Origin of the sequence: Flavitalea plasmicola (assembly GCF_030546645.1) — a bacterium.
In the GTDB taxonomy this organism is placed as follows: Bacteria; Bacteroidota; Bacteroidia; order Chitinophagales; family Chitinophagaceae; genus Puia.
Map to the genome: position 1 here is coordinate 1,178,308 of NZ_JAUOTO010000001.1, position 16,287 is coordinate 1,194,594.

Below are 16,287 nucleotides of genomic sequence, written 5' to 3' on the forward strand. Positions count from 1 at the left end.
TAAATCAAAAAAACATGCGTTCGAATACTAAGAAGTTCATTGTATCAATATTACTCTCAGGCGTTTTTCTAATGGGGAAGGCCCAGAATAACTCCCTGGGAAAGAATGACCCTGAGGCCAAGAAAGTGCTGGATGGGTTGAGCGCAAAGCTGAAATCCTATAAGGCGGTGCAGTCCAACTTCACCCTGAAGGTGGAGGATGCCAAGGGTAAGCTGCAGGGCACCAAGAGCGGGATCGTATATGTGAAAGGCAGCCGGTACCACATCAGCATTACGGGCCAGGAGGTCTTCAGCGATGGAAAGGATGTGTGGACATACGATAAATCTTCCAATGAGGTGACGATCACCAAGAGCGATCCTTCCGTAGCGACCATCAGTCCGGAAAAGTTCTTCACTAATTTTTATGATAAGGATTTCCTCTACAAGCTGAATGGAGAGGCTAAAGTAGGCGGACGGGTTGTGCAGGAGATTGAGCTGACGCCCGTAGACAAGACCAAATCTTTTTACAAAGCGCTGCTGTACATTGACAAGGCGCAGCACTCGCTGGTAAGCGTCAAATGGTTTGACAAAGGTGGAAATCACTATACGCTGGATACCAGTAAGTTGAATGGGAATGCACCGCTTACGGACGCCCAGCTGGCTTTCAACAAGGCTAAGTACCCCGGGGTGGAGGAAGTGGACCTGAGGAACTAGCTGTGAGCCGGGAGAAGCTTTGAGCCGGCCTAATAAAACGCTCGCAGCTCGTGGCTGGAAGCTCGCAGCTGTTCTAGGCGCCCCACCGGAAGGTGGATATATCCAGTCCCGCCAGGTCGAGGACCCTGTCTACGACAGTGGCGGCCACCTCTTCGATGGTGGTTGGTTTGCTGTAGAAGGAGGGAGTAGCGGGACAGATGACACCACCTGCCAGGGTCAGGGTCTCCATGTTCCGGATATGGATCAGGTTATAAGGGGTATCTCTCACCACACAGATCAATTTTCTTCTTTCTTTAAGGATGACGTCGGCAGCCCTGGTAATAAGGTCCGAGGATACGCCTGTGGCGATGCGGCCCAGGGTGCCCATGGAGCAGGGGACGATGATCATAGTATTGTATTTTCCTGAGCCGGAGGCGAAGGGGGCCGAAAAGTCACGCTGGGAAAAAAAGGGAATGGCATAGCCGGTGTAATCTTCGTTGTCCAGCTCTGTCTTCCACACTTCTTTTGCATTCTCCGTCATTACGACTGCCAGGGATTGCCATTGATCTTTCAATGCGAGAAGCTTATTCAGCAGCAGCCGGGCATAGATAGAGCCGCTTGCGCCTGTCACAGCAACGACAATTTTGTGCATGTTAATTCGTTAGATTTAGAGTGATCCGGACCTGGATAATTTAAAACAAAAGTACTATGAACAGATTGAAAGGTAGCTTTTTATTAAGCGCGGTTGGATTGGTGCTGGTATGCGGGCTATCGGCATGGAAGAGCTTCAGGCTACAAGCTGATAGCTGCAAGCACCTCCCAATAGACTCGCTTGTGGCTTGTGGCTTGCCGCCTGCAGCTAACAACAGCTCGGAGCTGAATTGGATGAGCATCGAAGAGGCTGCAGGCAAGCTGAAACAGGAGCAGCGGCCTGTCCTGATCGATTTGTATACCACCTGGTGCGGCTGGTGCAAACAGATGGATAAAAAGACCTATTCCAATAAGCAGGTGGCGCAATACCTGAAGGAAAAGTTCTATCCTGTAAAGGTAGATGCGGAGACGCATGCCGCCATCCAATGGAACGGAAGGACCTACCAGTTCAATGCCAATTACCGGGCTAATGAATTTGCCCTCTATCTTGCCCATGGGCAGCTGGAGTTTCCCACCACCATTATTATCCCTCCCGGCGGAGAGCCCCAGGCGATACCAGGCTATATGGAGCCTAAAGAGCTTGAATTGCTGGTGAAGTACTTTGGCGAGGGGAAATATAGCAAGATGTCGTTCGATGAATTTCAGAAGAGTTTTAAAGCAACATGGTAGGGGATGAGCGATAAGGGATAGGACAATGGGCATAAGGGGTGCCATTTGATTTTTTAGACGGACATTTACTATAACGTTTTAGCTCCTGAAGGCGTGAGGAATACCTATAAAGGATCAAATGTCAAAAAAACGCTTGACGGAAATCAACTTAATGGTGTTTGGGTAAAAAAAAATTGCGTGTGGCAACCCCTATTTTGGCGCTAACGTCTTATATTTGTTTTTTCATAGGATAAGGTTTAATGGTTAATGGTATTTGATTAGTGCAGCCCCGCTTCGGCGGGGCTTTTTTTATGCTCTTTTTGCTAAGGGTTAACCCTGAAAAAAAGCCCCGGTAACTTGTATACCAGGGCTAGTTATATTGATGAGAGGAGGTAATTGGAAATATTTATGCCTCGGCCATGTCAGGGATTGCCTGTACCTTATAATCTCCGGCGTCCAGCTTCTTTTTGGTTTCGCGGAAGGCTTTGAGTGTGAGCTCTATATCTTCATCGGTGTGGACGGCGGTGGGCACCAGTCTGTAGATGATGTGCCCTTTAGGGATAACGGGATATACTACAATAGAACAGAAGATGTTATAGTGTTCCCGGAGGTCCATCACCATGGCGGTGGCTTCGGGAACATCGCCTTTCATATATACGGGGGTGACGGGCGAGTCGGTCTTACCGATGTCAAAGCCACTGTCTTTCAAACCTTTTTGCAGTTTGTTCACTACGCTCCACAGCTTTTTGCGCAATTCCGGCTGGGTCCTCAGCAGCTCCAGCCTTTTGAGGTTGCCGATGGTGATGGGCATGGGAAGGCTTTTGGCGAAGATCTGGCTGCGGGTGTTATAGCGGATGTAGTCGATGATAGCTCTGTCGCCCGCCATGAAGGCGCCGATGGAGGCCATTGATTTGGCGAAGGTCGAGAAATACAGGTCGATGTCATCCTGGACGCCTTGTTCCTCGCCAGCGCCGGCGCCTGTTTTTCCGAGGGTGCCGAAGCCATGCGCATCGTCTACGAGGAGGCGGAATTCATAGCTCTTTTTCAGGGCGGCGATCTCTTTGAGTTTACCCTGGTCGCCGGCCATGCCAAATACGCCTTCCGTGATGACGAGGATACCCCCGGCATTTTGTTTTTCTATAAGGGCCGTGGCGCGCTGCAGCTGTTTTTCACAGTCTTCGACGTCATTGTGTTTGAATACGTAGCGATGGCCGGGATGGAGGCGGAGACCGTCAATGATACAGGCATGGCTTTCGGCATCGTATACGATGACATCATGACGGCCGCAGATGGCGTCGATGGCGCTCATAATGCCTTGGTAACCATAATTAAATAGGGTGGCATCTTCTTTTCCCTCAAACGCAGCCAGCTCTCTTTCCAGCTGCTCGTGGTAGTTGCTGTTACCGCTCATCATACGGGCTCCCATGGGGGCGGCCATGCCAAACTGTGCGGCGGCCTGAGCATCGACCTTGCGGATCTCGGGGTGGTTGGCGAGGCCCAGGTAATTATTCAGGCTCCATACGATCTTTTCTTTTCCGCGGAAATTCATCCGGCTACCGATCTCTCCCTCCAGTTTGGGAAATGCGAAATATCCATGCGCTCTTTCTCTGTGCTGGCCGATGGGGCCATTGTGCTTCACTAACTTATCGAAGATATCTGCCATATTATGGATTTATTAAGTTTCGATGGTTTGCGGCAAATTTAACGCATTTGGGGAAATAGGCAACGGGGAGGGGGTATTGGTCTGCCTATATCGCTGCTCATTAACCAGCTTTTAATCCTAGAATGCTTTAATTCCAATATTTTTGCGCCCTCCATCAAAACTTATTTCATGCAAAGAAGGATACGATTGTCGGCAGCATGCTGTTTTTTCATGCTTTTCTCTTTTGGCCAGACGGGACCTGCGCGGCCCAAGCTGGTGGTGGGTATTGTAGTGGACCAGATGCGCTGGGACTACTTATACCGATACTATGACCGGTATGGTAAGGACGGCTTTCGTCGCCTGCTGGGAGAGGGATTCTCGTGTGAGAATACGCTGATCAACTATCTTCCTTCTTTCACGGCCGTAGGGCATACCTGTGTGTTCACGGGCAGCGTACCTGCACTGGACGGCATTTCAGGCAATGAATGGATCGAGCAGCTATCGGGGAAACTGGTGTATTGTACGGACGACAGCACGGTGCGCACGGTGGGCGCCAACAATGCTTCGGGAAAGATGTCGCCTCGTAACCTGTTGGTATCCACAGTGACGGATGAATTGCGGCTGGCCAGTAATTTCCAGTCAAAAGTAGTGGGTGTGTCGCTGAAGGACCGGGCCGCTATTCTGCCGGCGGGGCATGCGGCCAATGCCGCTTTCTGGATGGATGATTCGACGGGGAACTTTGTTTCCAGCACTTATTATATGCAGGAGCTGCCGGGTTGGGTGGATGCCTTTAACAGGAGCCGGCCCATTGAAAAGCTGATACAGAATGGCTGGACGACCCTGTATCCCATCGGGACCTACAAGAACAGCGACAGCGACGACCAGCCTTATGAGGGACGGTATCCCGGCGAGACGAGCACTACTTTTCCCCATCACATAGACGAAGCGTATAAAAAGAGCCATGGCACTTTCCGGCCAACCCCTTTCGGAAATACGCTGACCCTGGATTTTGCCCGCCAGGCAGTGGAAGGCTACCAGCTGGGCAGCGGACCCGCGACGGATTTTCTCACTGTCAATTGTGCCTCAACGGATTATGTAGGTCATATGTTCGGCCCAAACTCCATCGAGGTGGAGGATACCTATCTGCGACTGGACCAGGACCTGGGGAAGTTCTTTTCTTACCTGGATACGCGCCTGGGCAAGGGGCAGTATACCGTTTTCCTCACGGCGGACCATGGCGCTGCCCACGCGATCAATTTTATGCAGAAGCATGAGATACCAGCTGATTTCTGGAATGCCCGGCCCCTGGTGGATACTTTGAACAAGCTGCTGGCCGCGAAATTTGGAGTGGATAAGCTGATCCGCAGCGGCCTGAACTACCAGCTGAATTTCGACCTGGGGAAGATGGAGGCGCAGCATCTTGATTTTGACGCTATCAAGCGGTTGACAGTGGAATATGCTAAGCGCCAGCCAGGCATTTCCTATGCCGTGGATGTGGACAAGATCGGGGAAGCGCCCGTGCCGGAGCCATTGAAGTCAATGATTATCAATGGGTATAACTTTAGAAGGAGTGGGGCCGTGCAGATCGTGCTGGCCGCGGGCTGGTTTGACGCTTATGGGAAGACGGGGACCACGCATGGGACCTGGAACCCTTATGATACGCATATTCCATTGGTATTCATGGGTTGGGGCGTGAAGCAAGGTCATACCAATGCGCCGGTGTATATGACGGATATTGCACCGACCGTGGCGGCGCTGCTGCATATCCAGATGCCCAATGGGGCGGTGGGGAGGCCCATACGGGAGATTACGGAGAGTGGGGGACGATGAGATCGGAAGTCCCGATTTTTTTTCGGACCTTTGCATTTGGATTCAGAGGGAGGCGATTGCCTTTTTCCGGAAATCGAAAGCTGGCAGAGAACCCTCTGGACTGTAATTTGTTCTATTTTAAATAGACCTAATTTAAGCACTATGATCACAGTATCACCCCAGGCAAAGGAATATATCGTGAACCTTATGGCCGAGCAGCAAGCCGCCCCTGAGACTTTTGTACGTGTAGGCGTAAAAAGCGGCGGATGTTCCGGGCTGGAATACAAGCTGGATTTCGACACGGCCGAGAAAGACGGCGACCAGATATTCGAGGACAAAGGAGTAAAGGTCGTGGTGGATATGAAGAGCCTGCTTTACCTGTATGGCACCGAGCTGGATTATTCCGGCGGGTTGAATGGTAAAGGCTTGTTTTTCAATAATCCCAACGCCTCCAGGACCTGCAGCTGCGGAGAAAGCTTTGCGGTGTAGGGAAAATCGATTGCTCTATGCGGAAATTCAGTATTTCAGCCGGGAAAAACGCCTCTATTAAAGTACTTTTACAGCGGAATACTAATAACAACAGCGGAATATGCCAAACGACAATGAAATAATTGACAATATAGCGAATAAGGAATACGAGTTCGGCTTTGTCACGGATATTGAAATGGATATCCTGCCGGCCGGGCTTAACGAGAGCACGATCCGCTACATTTCAGAAAAAAAGAAGGAGCCTGAGTGGTTGCTGAACTGGCGACTGAAGGGGTACCAGTCTTTTCAAAAACAAAAGTTGCCTGAATGGCAGAATTTCGAGCTTCCGGCCATTGACTTTCAGAAAATATCTTATTACGCGGCGCCCCGGAACAAAAAGAAGTACAATAGCCTTGACGAAGTAGATCCGGAACTGCTGGCGACGTTTGCGAAGCTGGGTATTCCTCTTTCCGAGCAGAAGGCATTGACCGGAGTTGCCGTTGATGCCGTATTCGACAGTATTTCCATTGCAACGACCTATAAGGACAAGCTGAAAGAGCTGGGCATCATCTTTTGCTCTTTCGGAGAGGCGGTACAGGAGCATCCGGAGCTGGTGCAGAAGTATGTAGGTTCCGTGGTACCTCATTCCGACAATATTTTTGCTGCGCTGAATTCGGCTGTATTTTCGGATGGGTCATTTGTTTATATCCCCAAGGGGGTCCGTTGTCCGATGGAGCTGTCCACGTATTTCCGGATCAACACCGAGAACACGGGGCAATTCGAACGGACGCTGATCATCGCGGATGAAGGCAGCTATGTCAGTTACCTGGAAGGCTGTACGGCGCCTATGCGGGATGAGAACCAGCTGCATGCGGCTGTCGTGGAGCTGATAGCGCTGGAGAACGCAGAGATAAAATATTCCACCGTGCAGAACTGGTATCCCGGAGATAAGGATGGCAAGGGCGGTATCTATAATTTTGTTACGAAGCGGGGGATCTGTAAGGGCGCAAATGCAAAGATCTCCTGGACGCAGGTGGAGACGGGCTCTGCCATTACCTGGAAATATCCCAGCGTGATCCTGCAGGGCGACAATTCCACAGGTGAATTCTATTCCGTTGCAGTTACCCGTAACCGTCAGATCGCGGATACGGGCACCAAGATGCATCACATCGGACGTAACACCCGCAGCCGGATCATTTCCAAAGGGATCTCCGCCGGAGAGGGTAACAACAGTTACCGCGGACTGGTGCAGATAGGACCCAAGGCGGACCTGGCGAGGAATTTCACGCAATGCGACTCCCTGCTGATCGGCGATCGTTGTGGAGCGCATACTTTCCCCTACATCGAATCGAAGAACAATACGGCTACCGTGGAGCACGAAGCGACGACGTCCAAGATCGGGGAGGACCAGATCTTCTATCTCAATCAGCGGGGCATTGATTCCGAGAAGGCGGTGGCGTTGATCATCAACGGCTATGCCAAGGAAGTGCTGAACCAGCTGCCGATGGAATTCGCGGTAGAGGCGCAGAAGCTGCTGTCCATTACTTTAGAGGGCAGCGTGGGGTAGAGCTGCAAGCCACAAGCTACAAGCTGTGAGCTTAAGGGACTTGAATAAACTGACTTGCAGCTTGAAGCTCGTAGCTTGAGGCTGTTTTAAATGTACAATAAATAAGAACATGCTGACGATCAAAAATTTACATGCTGAGGTTGAGGAGAAGCAGATCCTGAAGGGTATTAACCTGACGGTGAATGCGGGAGAGGTCCATGCCATCATGGGGCCTAATGGTTCGGGGAAAAGCTCATTGGCTTCAGTGCTTGCTGGCCGGGAGAATTATCGCGTTACGCAGGGAGAGGTGATCTTTAAAGGAGAGAATCTGCTCGACATGAGCCCTGAGGTCCGGGCAAGAGAAGGAGTATTCCTGGCTTTTCAATATCCCATCGAGATACCCGGGGTCAGCAATATAAATTTCTTAAAGACGGCCTTGTCAGAGATAAGGGCACATAAGAACCTGCCGCCGCTGGACGCCAAGGAATTCCTCCGGATGTCCAGGGAAAAGCAGAAGCTGGTGGAGTTCGATGCACAGCTGGTGAACCGTAGCCTGAACGAAGGTTTTTCCGGTGGTGAGAAAAAGAGGAACGAGATCTTTCAGCTGGCCATGCTGGAGCCGGCCCTCTCCATTCTTGACGAGACGGATTCCGGATTGGACATCGATGCATTGCGCATCGTTTCCAAAGGAGTGAATAAGCTGCGCAGCGAGAACAACGCTTTTATCATCATCACGCACTATCAGCGTTTGCTGGAATATATCGTTCCCGACTTCGTGCACGTGCTATACGACGGCAGGATCGTCAAATCGGGTACCAAAGAGCTGGCCCTGGAGCTGGAAGAAAAAGGATATGACTGGCTGAAGGAAGAGTCCCGGGAAAAAGCAACTACTATTTAATCAATTAGCAGCATGACACAAGAACAGACCATACCCTTGTTCGAGGAGGTAGTGAACGGCTGGAATAAACTTTCGCTTTCCGGCGGTGTGAAGAAGGAGAGCAGTGACCTGCGGCGTGCGCGGCAGTCTGCTTTCGATAAATTCCGCGAACTGGGTTTTCCTTCCATCCGTAACGAGGAGTGGAAGTATACCAACCTGGCCCGATTCCTGAAGGATGAATTCACCATCGAGGGATGGGAAGTGCCGGGGAAGACTGTGGTCCCGGATGCGGCTCTGGTGAAGAAGGCCGGCATCACCTTGCTGGACTGCTACCAGATAGTCCTGGTGAATGGTTCCTGGGATGGCACGATAGGAGGAGGAACATTGCCGAAAGGTATTCAGCTGCTGAAAGTCGCCGAAGCCCGGCAGGACCCTGCATTGTCGGTGTATTTCGAGAAACAGGCGGCATGGGGTGATCAGCATTTTGCCAACCTGAATGCGGCCCTTTTTACAGACGGTCTTTTTATCAGAGTGGATGCAGGTGTGACGGTGGAGAAGCCTATCCATGTCATTCATGTCTATACGTCGGAAAGTAACCTGCTGGTACAGCCCCGTAATGTTTGGGTGGTCAATCGCAATGCGGAGCTTTCCGTCGTCGAGTCTGTTGTTTCCGGAGGAACGGCGAAGATCTGGGTGAATGGTCTGACGGAGATCCTGGTCCACCAGGATGCGCGGCTGCATCACACCATGATACAAACGGCAGGCGCAGGCGTTCGGCTTGTCCAGCAAACGACGGTGCACCAGCACCGGCAGAGCCTGTACAATAATTTTACAATCACACTGCCCGGCGCGGACCTGGTCAGGAACGATCTGCAGGCCCGGCTGGAAGAAGAGCATACCGAAAGCCATTTATATGGTCTTTACCTGGCGGCAGGCCATCAGCTGGTGGACAACCATACGCTGGTGGATCATCAAAAGCCAAACTGCCTCAGTAACGAACTGTATAAGGGCGTGCTGCTGGAACAGTCCACAGGTGTTTTCAATGGAAAGGTATATGTGCATAAGGATGCGCAAAAGACCAATGCGTTCCAGCAGAACAATAACCTGGTGATCAGCAAGAAGGCGACCATCGACTCCAAGCCGCAGCTGGAAATCTTCGCGGATGACGTGAAATGCAGCCACGGATCTACGGTAGGGCAGTTCAGCGAGGAAGCCCTGTTTTACCTTCGCGCCCGTGGCATAGGGGAAGAGTCTGCAAAGAGTCTTCTGATCAATGCATTCGCCTTTGATGTGACGGAGAAGATCCGCATCCCCGAGGTGGAGGCGCATGTTAACGAGCTAATCAGTCTACATATTCCTGTCAATCATGCATGACACTGTAACGATAAAGGATAATAGCGTGCTGGATGTAGAGAAGGTGCGGAAAGACTTTCCTATCCTGGATACCCTGGTATTCGGGCATCCGCTGGTGTACCTGGACAATGCGGCCACCACGCAGAAGCCCGAGGCTGTGCTGAAAGCCATGGAGGAATATTATCACACGATCAACAGCAATGTGCACCGGGGCGTGCATCATCTTAGCCAACAGGCTACAGATGCTTATGAGCTGGCCCGGAAGAAGATAGCTGAATACATCGGCGCAAAGCATGCGCATGAGATCATATTTACCAGGGGCACGACGGAATCCATCAACCTGGTGGCGTACACTTTCGGTAAGAAATTTTTGAGACCAGGAGACAGCATCCTCACCTCCGGATTGGAGCATCATTCAAATATCGTTCCCTGGCAGCTGGCCTGTGAGGACCGGGGAGCTACATTGAAGGTAATACCCATCGATGAAAATGGAGAGTTGATACTGGATGGACTGGAAAAGCTATTGGAAGGGGTGAAGCTGGTGTCAGTGAACTATGTGTCGAATGCCCTGGGAACGATCAATCCAGTGCGGGAGATCATTGCAGCGGCACACCGGCAGGGTACCCCTGTATTGCTGGACGCGGCGCAGGCCGTGCAGCATATGGAAGTGGATGTACAGGAGCTGGATGTGGATTTTCTTGCATTTTCCAGTCATAAGATATACGGCCCTACGGGCTTTGGCGTGCTGTATGGCAAAGAGCAGTGGCTGAATGAGCTGCCTCCTTACCAGGGCGGCGGCGAGATGATCAAAACCGTAAGCTTTGAAAAGACTACGTATAACGACCTTCCTTATAAGTTCGAGGCCGGCACGCCTGATATGGCCGGCGCCATCGGTCTGGGCGCTGCGCTGGATTATATCCAGAAACTGGGGTTGTCCACTATCCGGCAGACGGAGCATAACCTGATGGCCTATGCGCTGGAAGCGCTGCAGGAGATAAAGGGACTGCGTATGATCGGGAGATCCGCTCATCGTGCGGGCGTGCTGTCTTTCCTGGTGGGGGATATCCATCCTTTCGACCTCGGAGAGATCCTGGATAAGCAGGGGATCGCCGTGCGTACGGGCCATCACTGTGCGCAGCCTATCATGGACCAGTATTGTATACCGGGCACTGTGCGGGCTTCGCTGGCTTTTTATAATACGCCGGCAGAGATAGACAAGCTGGTCGCGGGAATACGCAAGGCGGCGACCTTGTTGGGTTGAGCTGCAAGCTTCAAGCCACAAGCTACAAGGGGCTTATTGAAACTGCTTGCAGCTTGTAGCTTGCAGCTAAAAGCTTTAAAAATGACTATCAAGGAGAAACAGGACGAGATCATTGCGGACTTCGAATTTTTCAGCAACTGGGATGATAAATACGAGTACATCATTCAAATGGGGAAAGAGCTGCCGCCGATGGATCCGCAATATAAGGTCGATGAAAACCTGATCCGGGGGTGTCAGTCCAGGGTATGGATGCATCCGGATTATAAGGACGGCGTGATCACGTTCACGGCAGACAGTGATGCGATTATTACGAAAGGGCTGGTCAGCCTGGTGATTGACGTACTGGCCGGACATACTCCCAAAGAGATCGTGGATGCGGAACTCTATTTCATTAATGCCATTGGCCTCAGCAGTCATCTTTCTCCCACCCGGTCCAACGGGCTGCTGTCCATGGTGAAGCAGATCAAATTGTACGCACTGGCCTACCAGGCGAAAGAATTGCAATCATGAGCGAAACGACCATCACATTACGCGACCAGATAGAAGGCGTCCTACGCACCGTGTACGACCCTGAGATACCTGTGAACATATTCGATCTTGGATTGGTGTACGAAATAAAGATCGGCGACAGGGGAGAGGTGAAGATCACGATGACCCTGACGGCGCCGGCCTGTCCTGCCGCGGGGGAGATCATACACGATGTGCAGCAGAAAGTGGAAGGAGTGGAAGGGGTCGTCGACTGCCATGTACAGCTGACCTTTGATCCACCCTGGACAAAGGATATGATGAGCGAAGAGGCTAAGCTCGAACTGGGATTCCTCTAGTTGAACTCCTGCTGCTGTCTACGACCCCTCTATGGGGTCTTGTTATTTCTACTCATTGGTACTGTATCTATTGCGCAAAACAAATTGCCTGAAAACGCGGGCTCCCGGGCCATGTCCAGGGGACGGGGAAGCAGCCTTCCGATGGGCAGCCGGTGGGGCCGGAAAAGGTCCCGGATTTCGAGGATTATGGGCTGGGGTGCTCCCTCCTGGTTGGGAGTGAGGTTTACCAGCTGATTAGCGAAAAATATTCACCAGATTAGCCAATATGAGTATTTTTAGGTTAAAATAACTTATTAAACAGATAACATTATTAGTGATTTCTCCGGATGAATGCGTTTTCTTTGAACCTCCGAAAGCTTTGAGGAGGAAATTATTAACTAACGTTGCTTAACTATCCGGAAATGTCGAAAAACAAGATCTTAGTTCCATTCATCCTGGTGACATCCCTGTTCTTTTTGTGGGCCTTTTTGCACAATCTGAACCCGATTCTGATACCCCATTTGAAAAAAGCCTGCCAACTGAATGATAAACAGTCTTCTCTGGTGGATTTTCCCATTTACCTGGCCTATTGTCTGACCGCCATTCCGGCGGGCCTTTTCATGCATAAATATGGATATAAAAAAGGTATCATATTTGGGCTGATCATGTTTGCCTTTGGGGCTATATTGTTCACTTTCGCCGCTTCGGAGCGCAATTTCCTCTTTTTCCTTTTTGCGCTGTTCGTCCAGGGCAGCGGCGCTGCATTCCTGGAGACGGTGGCCAATCCCTATATGGCCAACCTGGGTGATCCGGCCCATTCAGAGCAGCGGTTGAATTTTGCCCAATCCTTCAACGGGCTGGGGGCCATGGTCGCGCCATTGGTTGGATCCCATTTCATTTTATCCGGTATCGAGCACACAAAGCCGGAGTTGGATGCGATGGCGGCAAATGGAACTTTGCAGGCCTATTTGCAGTCCGAAGCAAATACCGTGAGGCCGTCTTATTTTGTTATTGCGGGGGTGGTATTGTTGGTGACGTTGTTGTTTGTGTTCACCAAGATACCGGAGATCAAGGAGCCGGAACCTGGATCGTATGACCCCAAGCTCTCGATCGATGATGATGGCAAGGCAGCAGCAAGCGCTCATGGACATGCTCCGGGGACTGAATTTTCTTTTAGGGTATTCCGGATCAGCCATCTTAAATGGGCCATATTCGGCATCTTTTTTTATGTGGGATCGCAGGTAGGGGTGGGAAGCTTCTTTATTAAATACTCGCGGTATGTGGCCGATATTCCGGAAAAGACAGCCGGAACGTTATTCTTTGGAGCTATGGCGGGCTTTATGGCGGGCCGGTTCCTGGGAACTTTTTTCATGAGATATATAAAGCCCGCGAAGCTGCTGTCGCTGTATGCGACCATTAACATCCTGCTGTTGACGGTGGGCATTCTTGCCAAGGGACATGTGGCAGTGTATGCGGTGATGGCGACGCCTTTCTTTATGTCCATTATGTTCCCCACCATATTCGCTCTGGGGATCAAGGACCTGGGAGAAGAGACGAAGATGGCATCTTCCTTCCTTATAATGGCCATCATCGGTGGCGCTGTTGCGCCGCTGGCCATGGGGGCCATTTCGGATGCGACGGGCTCCATCCAGATAGCCTATATCGTGCCGCTGATCTGTTTTGCTTATATATTGTTCTTCGGTCTCAAAGGATATAAGATAAAACCTGTCAAGTCATGAGATATTGTCTTGCATTAGACCTTAATAATGATCCGATGCTGATAGCGGAATATGAGCAATGGCACCGGGATGTCTGGCCGGAGATCAGATCGAGCATCCGGGATGCGGGGATCACGGATATGGAGATCTACCGGCTGGAGGACCGCCTGTTCATGATCATGGAGACGTCGGCGGATTTCAGTGGTGAACGGAAGGCGGCGATGGATGCGGCCAATCCCGTGGTACAGAAATGGGAGGAGCTCATGTGGAAGTATCAATCTCCCATACCGGGCGGGCAGCCAGGGGAGAAGTGGCGATTGATGAAGAGGATATTTTCATTGAATCAATCAATATAATTCAGCATGTTCAGCTTGAAAGAAAAAAATGCCGTCATCACCGGGGCGGGCAGCGGGATCGGCAAGGCGGTGGCTCTGCTCCTGGCGAAGCAGGGGGCAAGGGTGTTTGCGGTGGACCTTAATGAAGAACAGTCGTTGGCGACGGTGAAAGAGATCGAGGCGGCAGGCGGTAAAGCTTCGGCGCATGCCGTGGATGTATCCCATCAGGCAGCAGTGCAGCAGGTGTTTGCGGTGGTGCCGAAGGTGGATATCGTGGTAAACAGCGCCGGGGTGAGTCATGTAGGTACGGTGGAGACCACGCAGGAGACGGATTTCGACCGGCTGTACAATGTCAATGTGAAAGGTGTTTACAACAGTCTTTTTGCCGCCATTCCATTGATGAAGAAAAGCGGCGGCGGTGTCATCGTCAACATGTCCTCTATTGCGGCGCTGGTAGGCATCCCGGACAGGTTTGCCTATTCCATGACCAAAGGTGCTGTGATGGCCATGACCTTGTCGGTGGCAAAGGATTATATCCAACATGGCATTCGCTGCAACTGTATCTCGCCGGCGCGGGTGCATACACCTTTTGTCGACGGGTTCCTGAAGAAGAACTATCCGGGAAAGGAGCAGGAGATGTTCGATAAATTATCGAAGACCCAGCCCATCGGCCGTATGGCGAAGCCAGAGGAGATCGCGGGATTGATCCTGTATCTCTGTAGCGACGAGGCAAGCTTTATTACTGGTTGCGACTATCCCATCGACGGCGGATTTGTTAAACTAAATAATTAAATACACTATATGAAGCTGATACGACATGGCGAATTGAATAAGGAGAAGACAGGTATTGTTCTATTCGATAAGTACTATGATACTTCTTCTTTTGGTGAAGATTATAACGAACAGTTCTTTGAGTCGGGTGGTCTGGCCAGACTGAAGGCGTACGTGGAGCAGAACAAGGGCTCGCTGGCTGAATTGCCCGCAGGCGTCCGGCTGGGTTCGCCGATCGCGCGTCCTTCGAAGATCGTCTGCATCGGACTGAATTACGCGGACCATGCGCGGGAGACAGGCGCCACTCCTCCTCCGGAGCCTGTGATCTTTATGAAGTCGACCTCGGCCCTCGTGGGACCTTATGACGATATTGTCATTCCGAAGAATTCCGTGAAAACGGATTGGGAAGTGGAACTGGCAGTGGTCATTGGAAAGAAGGCAAGCTATGTCTCAGAGGCTGACGCATTGAACTATGTGGCGGGCTATTGCCTCCACAATGATGTTTCCGAGCGGGAGTTCCAGATCGAGCGGAGCGGCACCTGGGATAAGGGCAAGGGCTGTGATACTTTTGCGCCGCTGGGGCCTGTGCTGGTGACTTCCGATGAGGCCGGCGACATCGACAATATGCGCTTATGGCTTACGGTAAATGGGAAGAAGATGCAGGATGGTACGACAGCTAATTTTATATTCCGGATACCTTTCCTTGTATCCTATGTCAGCCAGTTCATGACCCTGCTGCCGGGTGATGTCATCTCCACAGGCACGCCCGCGGGTGTGGGCATGGGATTCAATCCGCAGACATATCTGAAGCCGGGCGATGTGGTTGAGTTGGGGATCGATGGATTAGGCACTTCGAGGCAAAAAGTAAAAGCATATGGCGCCGCTGAATCTTAAGATTGATGCACACCAGCATTTCTGGAAGTTCGATGCTTTCAGCCATTCCTGGATTAATGATGAGATGAAGGTCATACGGAGGGATTTTATGCCGGACGACCTGGAGCCTGTCCTGCAAGCTGCCGGCATCGATGGTTGCGTGCTGGTACAGGTGGACCAGACGGAGGACGAGAATGACTTTCAGCTGGAGAATGCGCGTAAGCATGACTTTATCAAGGGAGTGGTGGGATGGACAGACCTGCAGTCTCCCGATGTAGCGGAGAAACTGGCCTATTACAAGCGTTATCCCAAGATGAAGGGCTTCCGGCATATCCTGCAGGGAGAGAAGGACCGGGCGCTGATGCTGAAGCCTGCGTTCCAGCGGGGCATCGGTGCGCTCCGTGAATTTGGATACACGTATGACATCCTCATTTATCCCGATCAGCTGGGTTATGCCCGGGATTTTACGGCGGCCTTTCCGGACCAGCCTTTTGTGATCGACCATGTCGCCAAGCCTTATATCAAAGAAAAGAAACTGACAGCTGAGTGGCAGGCGGCTATCAGGGCCGTTGCCGCGCAGCAAAATGTCTATTGCAAGATCTCGGGCATGGTGACGGAAGCAGATTTTAATCATTGGAGACCCGAGGATATAATGCATCCCTATATTGACACGGTGGTGGAGGCATTCGGCACCGGGCGCATCATGTTTGGTTCAGACTGGCCTGTTTGCCTGGTGGCGGCAAGCTATGAGCAATGGTATGGTCTGGTGAAAGAATATTTCTCCCGTTTTTCAGCTGCGGAACAATCAGCTTTTTTTGGCGGCAACGCAATCCAATTTTATAATCTTTAAAGACGATCAGT

General features: G+C 51.4%; 17 protein-coding genes. 15 read left to right on the top strand and 2 right to left on the bottom strand.

Annotated elements, in window-relative coordinates; translation table 11 throughout:
• Positions 1-14 precede the first annotated feature (14 nt).
• Positions 15-692 carry an outer membrane lipoprotein periplasmic chaperone LolA1 gene (lolA1, locus tag Q4E93_RS04805; RefSeq protein ID WP_303583003.1) on the top strand — a complete coding sequence of 226 codons (678 nt, stop codon included), beginning with the start codon at positions 15-17 and terminating at the stop codon, positions 690-692.
• Positions 693-765: 73 nt separating this feature from the next.
• Here lolA1 and Q4E93_RS04810 read toward each other — a convergent pair whose 3' ends face one another.
• The gene (locus tag Q4E93_RS04810; RefSeq protein WP_303583004.1) at positions 766-1,323 is read right to left on the bottom strand and encodes a UbiX family flavin prenyltransferase; all 558 of its coding nucleotides are present in this window, start codon (positions 1,321-1,323) and stop codon (positions 766-768) included.
• Between the two features lie 56 nt (positions 1,324-1,379).
• Here Q4E93_RS04810 and Q4E93_RS04815 point away from each other — a divergent pair, with 56 nt between their 5' ends.
• Complete coding sequence (locus Q4E93_RS04815; protein ID WP_303583006.1) at positions 1,380-1,991, top strand: thioredoxin family protein; 612 nt, start codon at positions 1,380-1,382, stop codon at positions 1,989-1,991.
• A 385-nt stretch (positions 1,992-2,376) separates the two neighbouring features.
• On the opposite strand, the gene Q4E93_RS04820 is transcribed toward Q4E93_RS04815, so the two are convergent.
• Positions 2,377-3,633, bottom strand: coding sequence for an aminotransferase class I/II-fold pyridoxal phosphate-dependent enzyme (locus tag Q4E93_RS04820; RefSeq protein ID WP_303583007.1), 1,257 nt, complete (start codon positions 3,631-3,633; stop codon positions 2,377-2,379).
• Positions 3,634-3,801: 168 nt separating this feature from the next.
• Here Q4E93_RS04820 and pafA point away from each other — a divergent pair, with 168 nt between their 5' ends.
• The 13 genes from pafA (at position 3,802) to Q4E93_RS04885 (ending at position 16,276) form a co-directional block, all read left to right on the top strand.
• Entirely contained in the window at positions 3,802-5,442 is a 1,641-nt protein-coding gene (gene pafA / locus Q4E93_RS04825; protein ID WP_303583008.1) for an alkaline phosphatase PafA, read from the top strand.
• Positions 5,443-5,583: 141 nt separating this feature from the next.
• A complete protein-coding gene (locus Q4E93_RS04830) occupies positions 5,584-5,910 on the top strand; it encodes a HesB/IscA family protein (RefSeq protein WP_303583010.1) in 327 nt (108 codons plus the stop codon).
• Between the two features lie 100 nt (positions 5,911-6,010).
• Positions 6,011-7,456 carry a Fe-S cluster assembly protein SufB gene (sufB, locus tag Q4E93_RS04835; protein ID WP_303583012.1) on the top strand — a complete coding sequence of 482 codons (1,446 nt, stop codon included), beginning with the start codon at positions 6,011-6,013 and terminating at the stop codon, positions 7,454-7,456.
• Between the two features lie 109 nt (positions 7,457-7,565).
• Complete coding sequence (sufC, locus tag Q4E93_RS04840; protein ID WP_303583013.1) at positions 7,566-8,333, top strand: Fe-S cluster assembly ATPase SufC; 768 nt, start codon at positions 7,566-7,568, stop codon at positions 8,331-8,333.
• 12 nt (positions 8,334-8,345) lie between these two features.
• Positions 8,346-9,686, top strand: coding sequence for a Fe-S cluster assembly protein SufD (gene sufD, locus Q4E93_RS04845; protein ID WP_303583014.1), 1,341 nt, complete (start codon positions 8,346-8,348; stop codon positions 9,684-9,686).
• The gene (locus tag Q4E93_RS04850) at positions 9,679-10,926 is read left to right on the top strand and encodes an aminotransferase class V-fold PLP-dependent enzyme (RefSeq protein WP_303583016.1); all 1,248 of its coding nucleotides are present in this window, start codon (positions 9,679-9,681) and stop codon (positions 10,924-10,926) included. Before sufD ends, Q4E93_RS04850 begins: the two co-directional genes overlap by 8 nt.
• Positions 10,927-11,007: 81 nt before the next feature.
• On the top strand, positions 11,008-11,436 hold the full coding sequence (locus Q4E93_RS04855) for a SufE family protein (protein ID WP_303583018.1): 429 nt from the start codon (positions 11,008-11,010) through the stop codon (positions 11,434-11,436).
• Complete coding sequence (locus Q4E93_RS04860; protein ID WP_303583020.1) at positions 11,433-11,750, top strand: DUF59 domain-containing protein; 318 nt, start codon at positions 11,433-11,435, stop codon at positions 11,748-11,750. The genes Q4E93_RS04855 and Q4E93_RS04860 overlap by 4 nt, the downstream gene beginning before the upstream one ends.
• 401 nt (positions 11,751-12,151) lie before the next feature.
• A complete protein-coding gene (fucP, locus tag Q4E93_RS04865) occupies positions 12,152-13,468 on the top strand; it encodes an L-fucose:H+ symporter permease (protein ID WP_303583022.1) in 1,317 nt (438 codons plus the stop codon).
• Positions 13,465-13,803, top strand: a complete 339-nt coding sequence (locus tag Q4E93_RS04870; protein ID WP_303583024.1) for an L-rhamnose mutarotase — start codon at positions 13,465-13,467, stop codon at positions 13,801-13,803. Before fucP ends, Q4E93_RS04870 begins: the two co-directional genes overlap by 4 nt.
• 6 nt (positions 13,804-13,809) lie before the next feature.
• Positions 13,810-14,574, top strand: a complete 765-nt coding sequence (locus Q4E93_RS04875; protein WP_303583026.1) for an SDR family NAD(P)-dependent oxidoreductase — start codon at positions 13,810-13,812, stop codon at positions 14,572-14,574.
• A gap of 9 nt (positions 14,575-14,583) precedes the next feature.
• Positions 14,584-15,447: a fumarylacetoacetate hydrolase family protein gene (locus Q4E93_RS04880; protein ID WP_303583028.1), complete on the top strand. Its 864-nt coding sequence runs from the start codon at positions 14,584-14,586 to the stop codon at positions 15,445-15,447.
• Positions 15,428-16,276, top strand: coding sequence for an amidohydrolase family protein (locus tag Q4E93_RS04885; RefSeq protein WP_303583030.1), 849 nt, complete (start codon positions 15,428-15,430; stop codon positions 16,274-16,276). Before Q4E93_RS04880 ends, Q4E93_RS04885 begins: the two co-directional genes overlap by 20 nt.
• The last annotated feature ends 11 nt before the right edge of the window (positions 16,277-16,287 follow it).

What these genes read in the sequence shown, in the direction of transcription:
- sufD (WP_303583014.1), top strand. Translation starts at nt 8,346, where the DNA reads ATGACACAAGAACAGACCATACCCTTGTTCGAGGAGGTAGTGAACGGC.
- Q4E93_RS04860 (WP_303583020.1), top strand. Translation starts at nt 11,433, where the DNA reads ATGAGCGAAACGACCATCACATTACGCGACCAGATAGAAGGCGTCCTA.
- Q4E93_RS04880 (WP_303583028.1), top strand. Translation starts at nt 14,584, where the DNA reads ATGAAGCTGATACGACATGGCGAATTGAATAAGGAGAAGACAGGTATT.
- Q4E93_RS04855 (WP_303583018.1), top strand. Translation starts at nt 11,008, where the DNA reads ATGACTATCAAGGAGAAACAGGACGAGATCATTGCGGACTTCGAATTT.
- Q4E93_RS04875 (WP_303583026.1), top strand. Translation starts at nt 13,810, where the DNA reads ATGTTCAGCTTGAAAGAAAAAAATGCCGTCATCACCGGGGCGGGCAGC.
- Q4E93_RS04850 (WP_303583016.1), top strand. Translation starts at nt 9,679, where the DNA reads ATGCATGACACTGTAACGATAAAGGATAATAGCGTGCTGGATGTAGAG.
- fucP (WP_303583022.1), top strand. Translation starts at nt 12,152, where the DNA reads ATGTCGAAAAACAAGATCTTAGTTCCATTCATCCTGGTGACATCCCTG.
- Q4E93_RS04885 (WP_303583030.1), top strand. Translation starts at nt 15,428, where the DNA reads ATGGCGCCGCTGAATCTTAAGATTGATGCACACCAGCATTTCTGGAAG.
- pafA (WP_303583008.1), top strand. Translation starts at nt 3,802, where the DNA reads ATGCAAAGAAGGATACGATTGTCGGCAGCATGCTGTTTTTTCATGCTT.
- Q4E93_RS04830 (WP_303583010.1), top strand. Translation starts at nt 5,584, where the DNA reads ATGATCACAGTATCACCCCAGGCAAAGGAATATATCGTGAACCTTATG.
- Q4E93_RS04815 (WP_303583006.1), top strand. Translation starts at nt 1,380, where the DNA reads ATGAACAGATTGAAAGGTAGCTTTTTATTAAGCGCGGTTGGATTGGTG.
- lolA1 (WP_303583003.1), top strand. Translation starts at nt 15, where the DNA reads ATGCGTTCGAATACTAAGAAGTTCATTGTATCAATATTACTCTCAGGC.
- sufC (WP_303583013.1), top strand. Translation starts at nt 7,566, where the DNA reads ATGCTGACGATCAAAAATTTACATGCTGAGGTTGAGGAGAAGCAGATC.
- Q4E93_RS04820 (WP_303583007.1), bottom strand. Translation starts at nt 3,633, where the DNA reads ATGGCAGATATCTTCGATAAGTTAGTGAAGCACAATGGCCCCATCGGC.
- Q4E93_RS04810 (WP_303583004.1), bottom strand. Translation starts at nt 1,323, where the DNA reads ATGCACAAAATTGTCGTTGCTGTGACAGGCGCAAGCGGCTCTATCTAT.
- sufB (WP_303583012.1), top strand. Translation starts at nt 6,011, where the DNA reads ATGCCAAACGACAATGAAATAATTGACAATATAGCGAATAAGGAATAC.
- Q4E93_RS04870 (WP_303583024.1), top strand. Translation starts at nt 13,465, where the DNA reads ATGAGATATTGTCTTGCATTAGACCTTAATAATGATCCGATGCTGATA.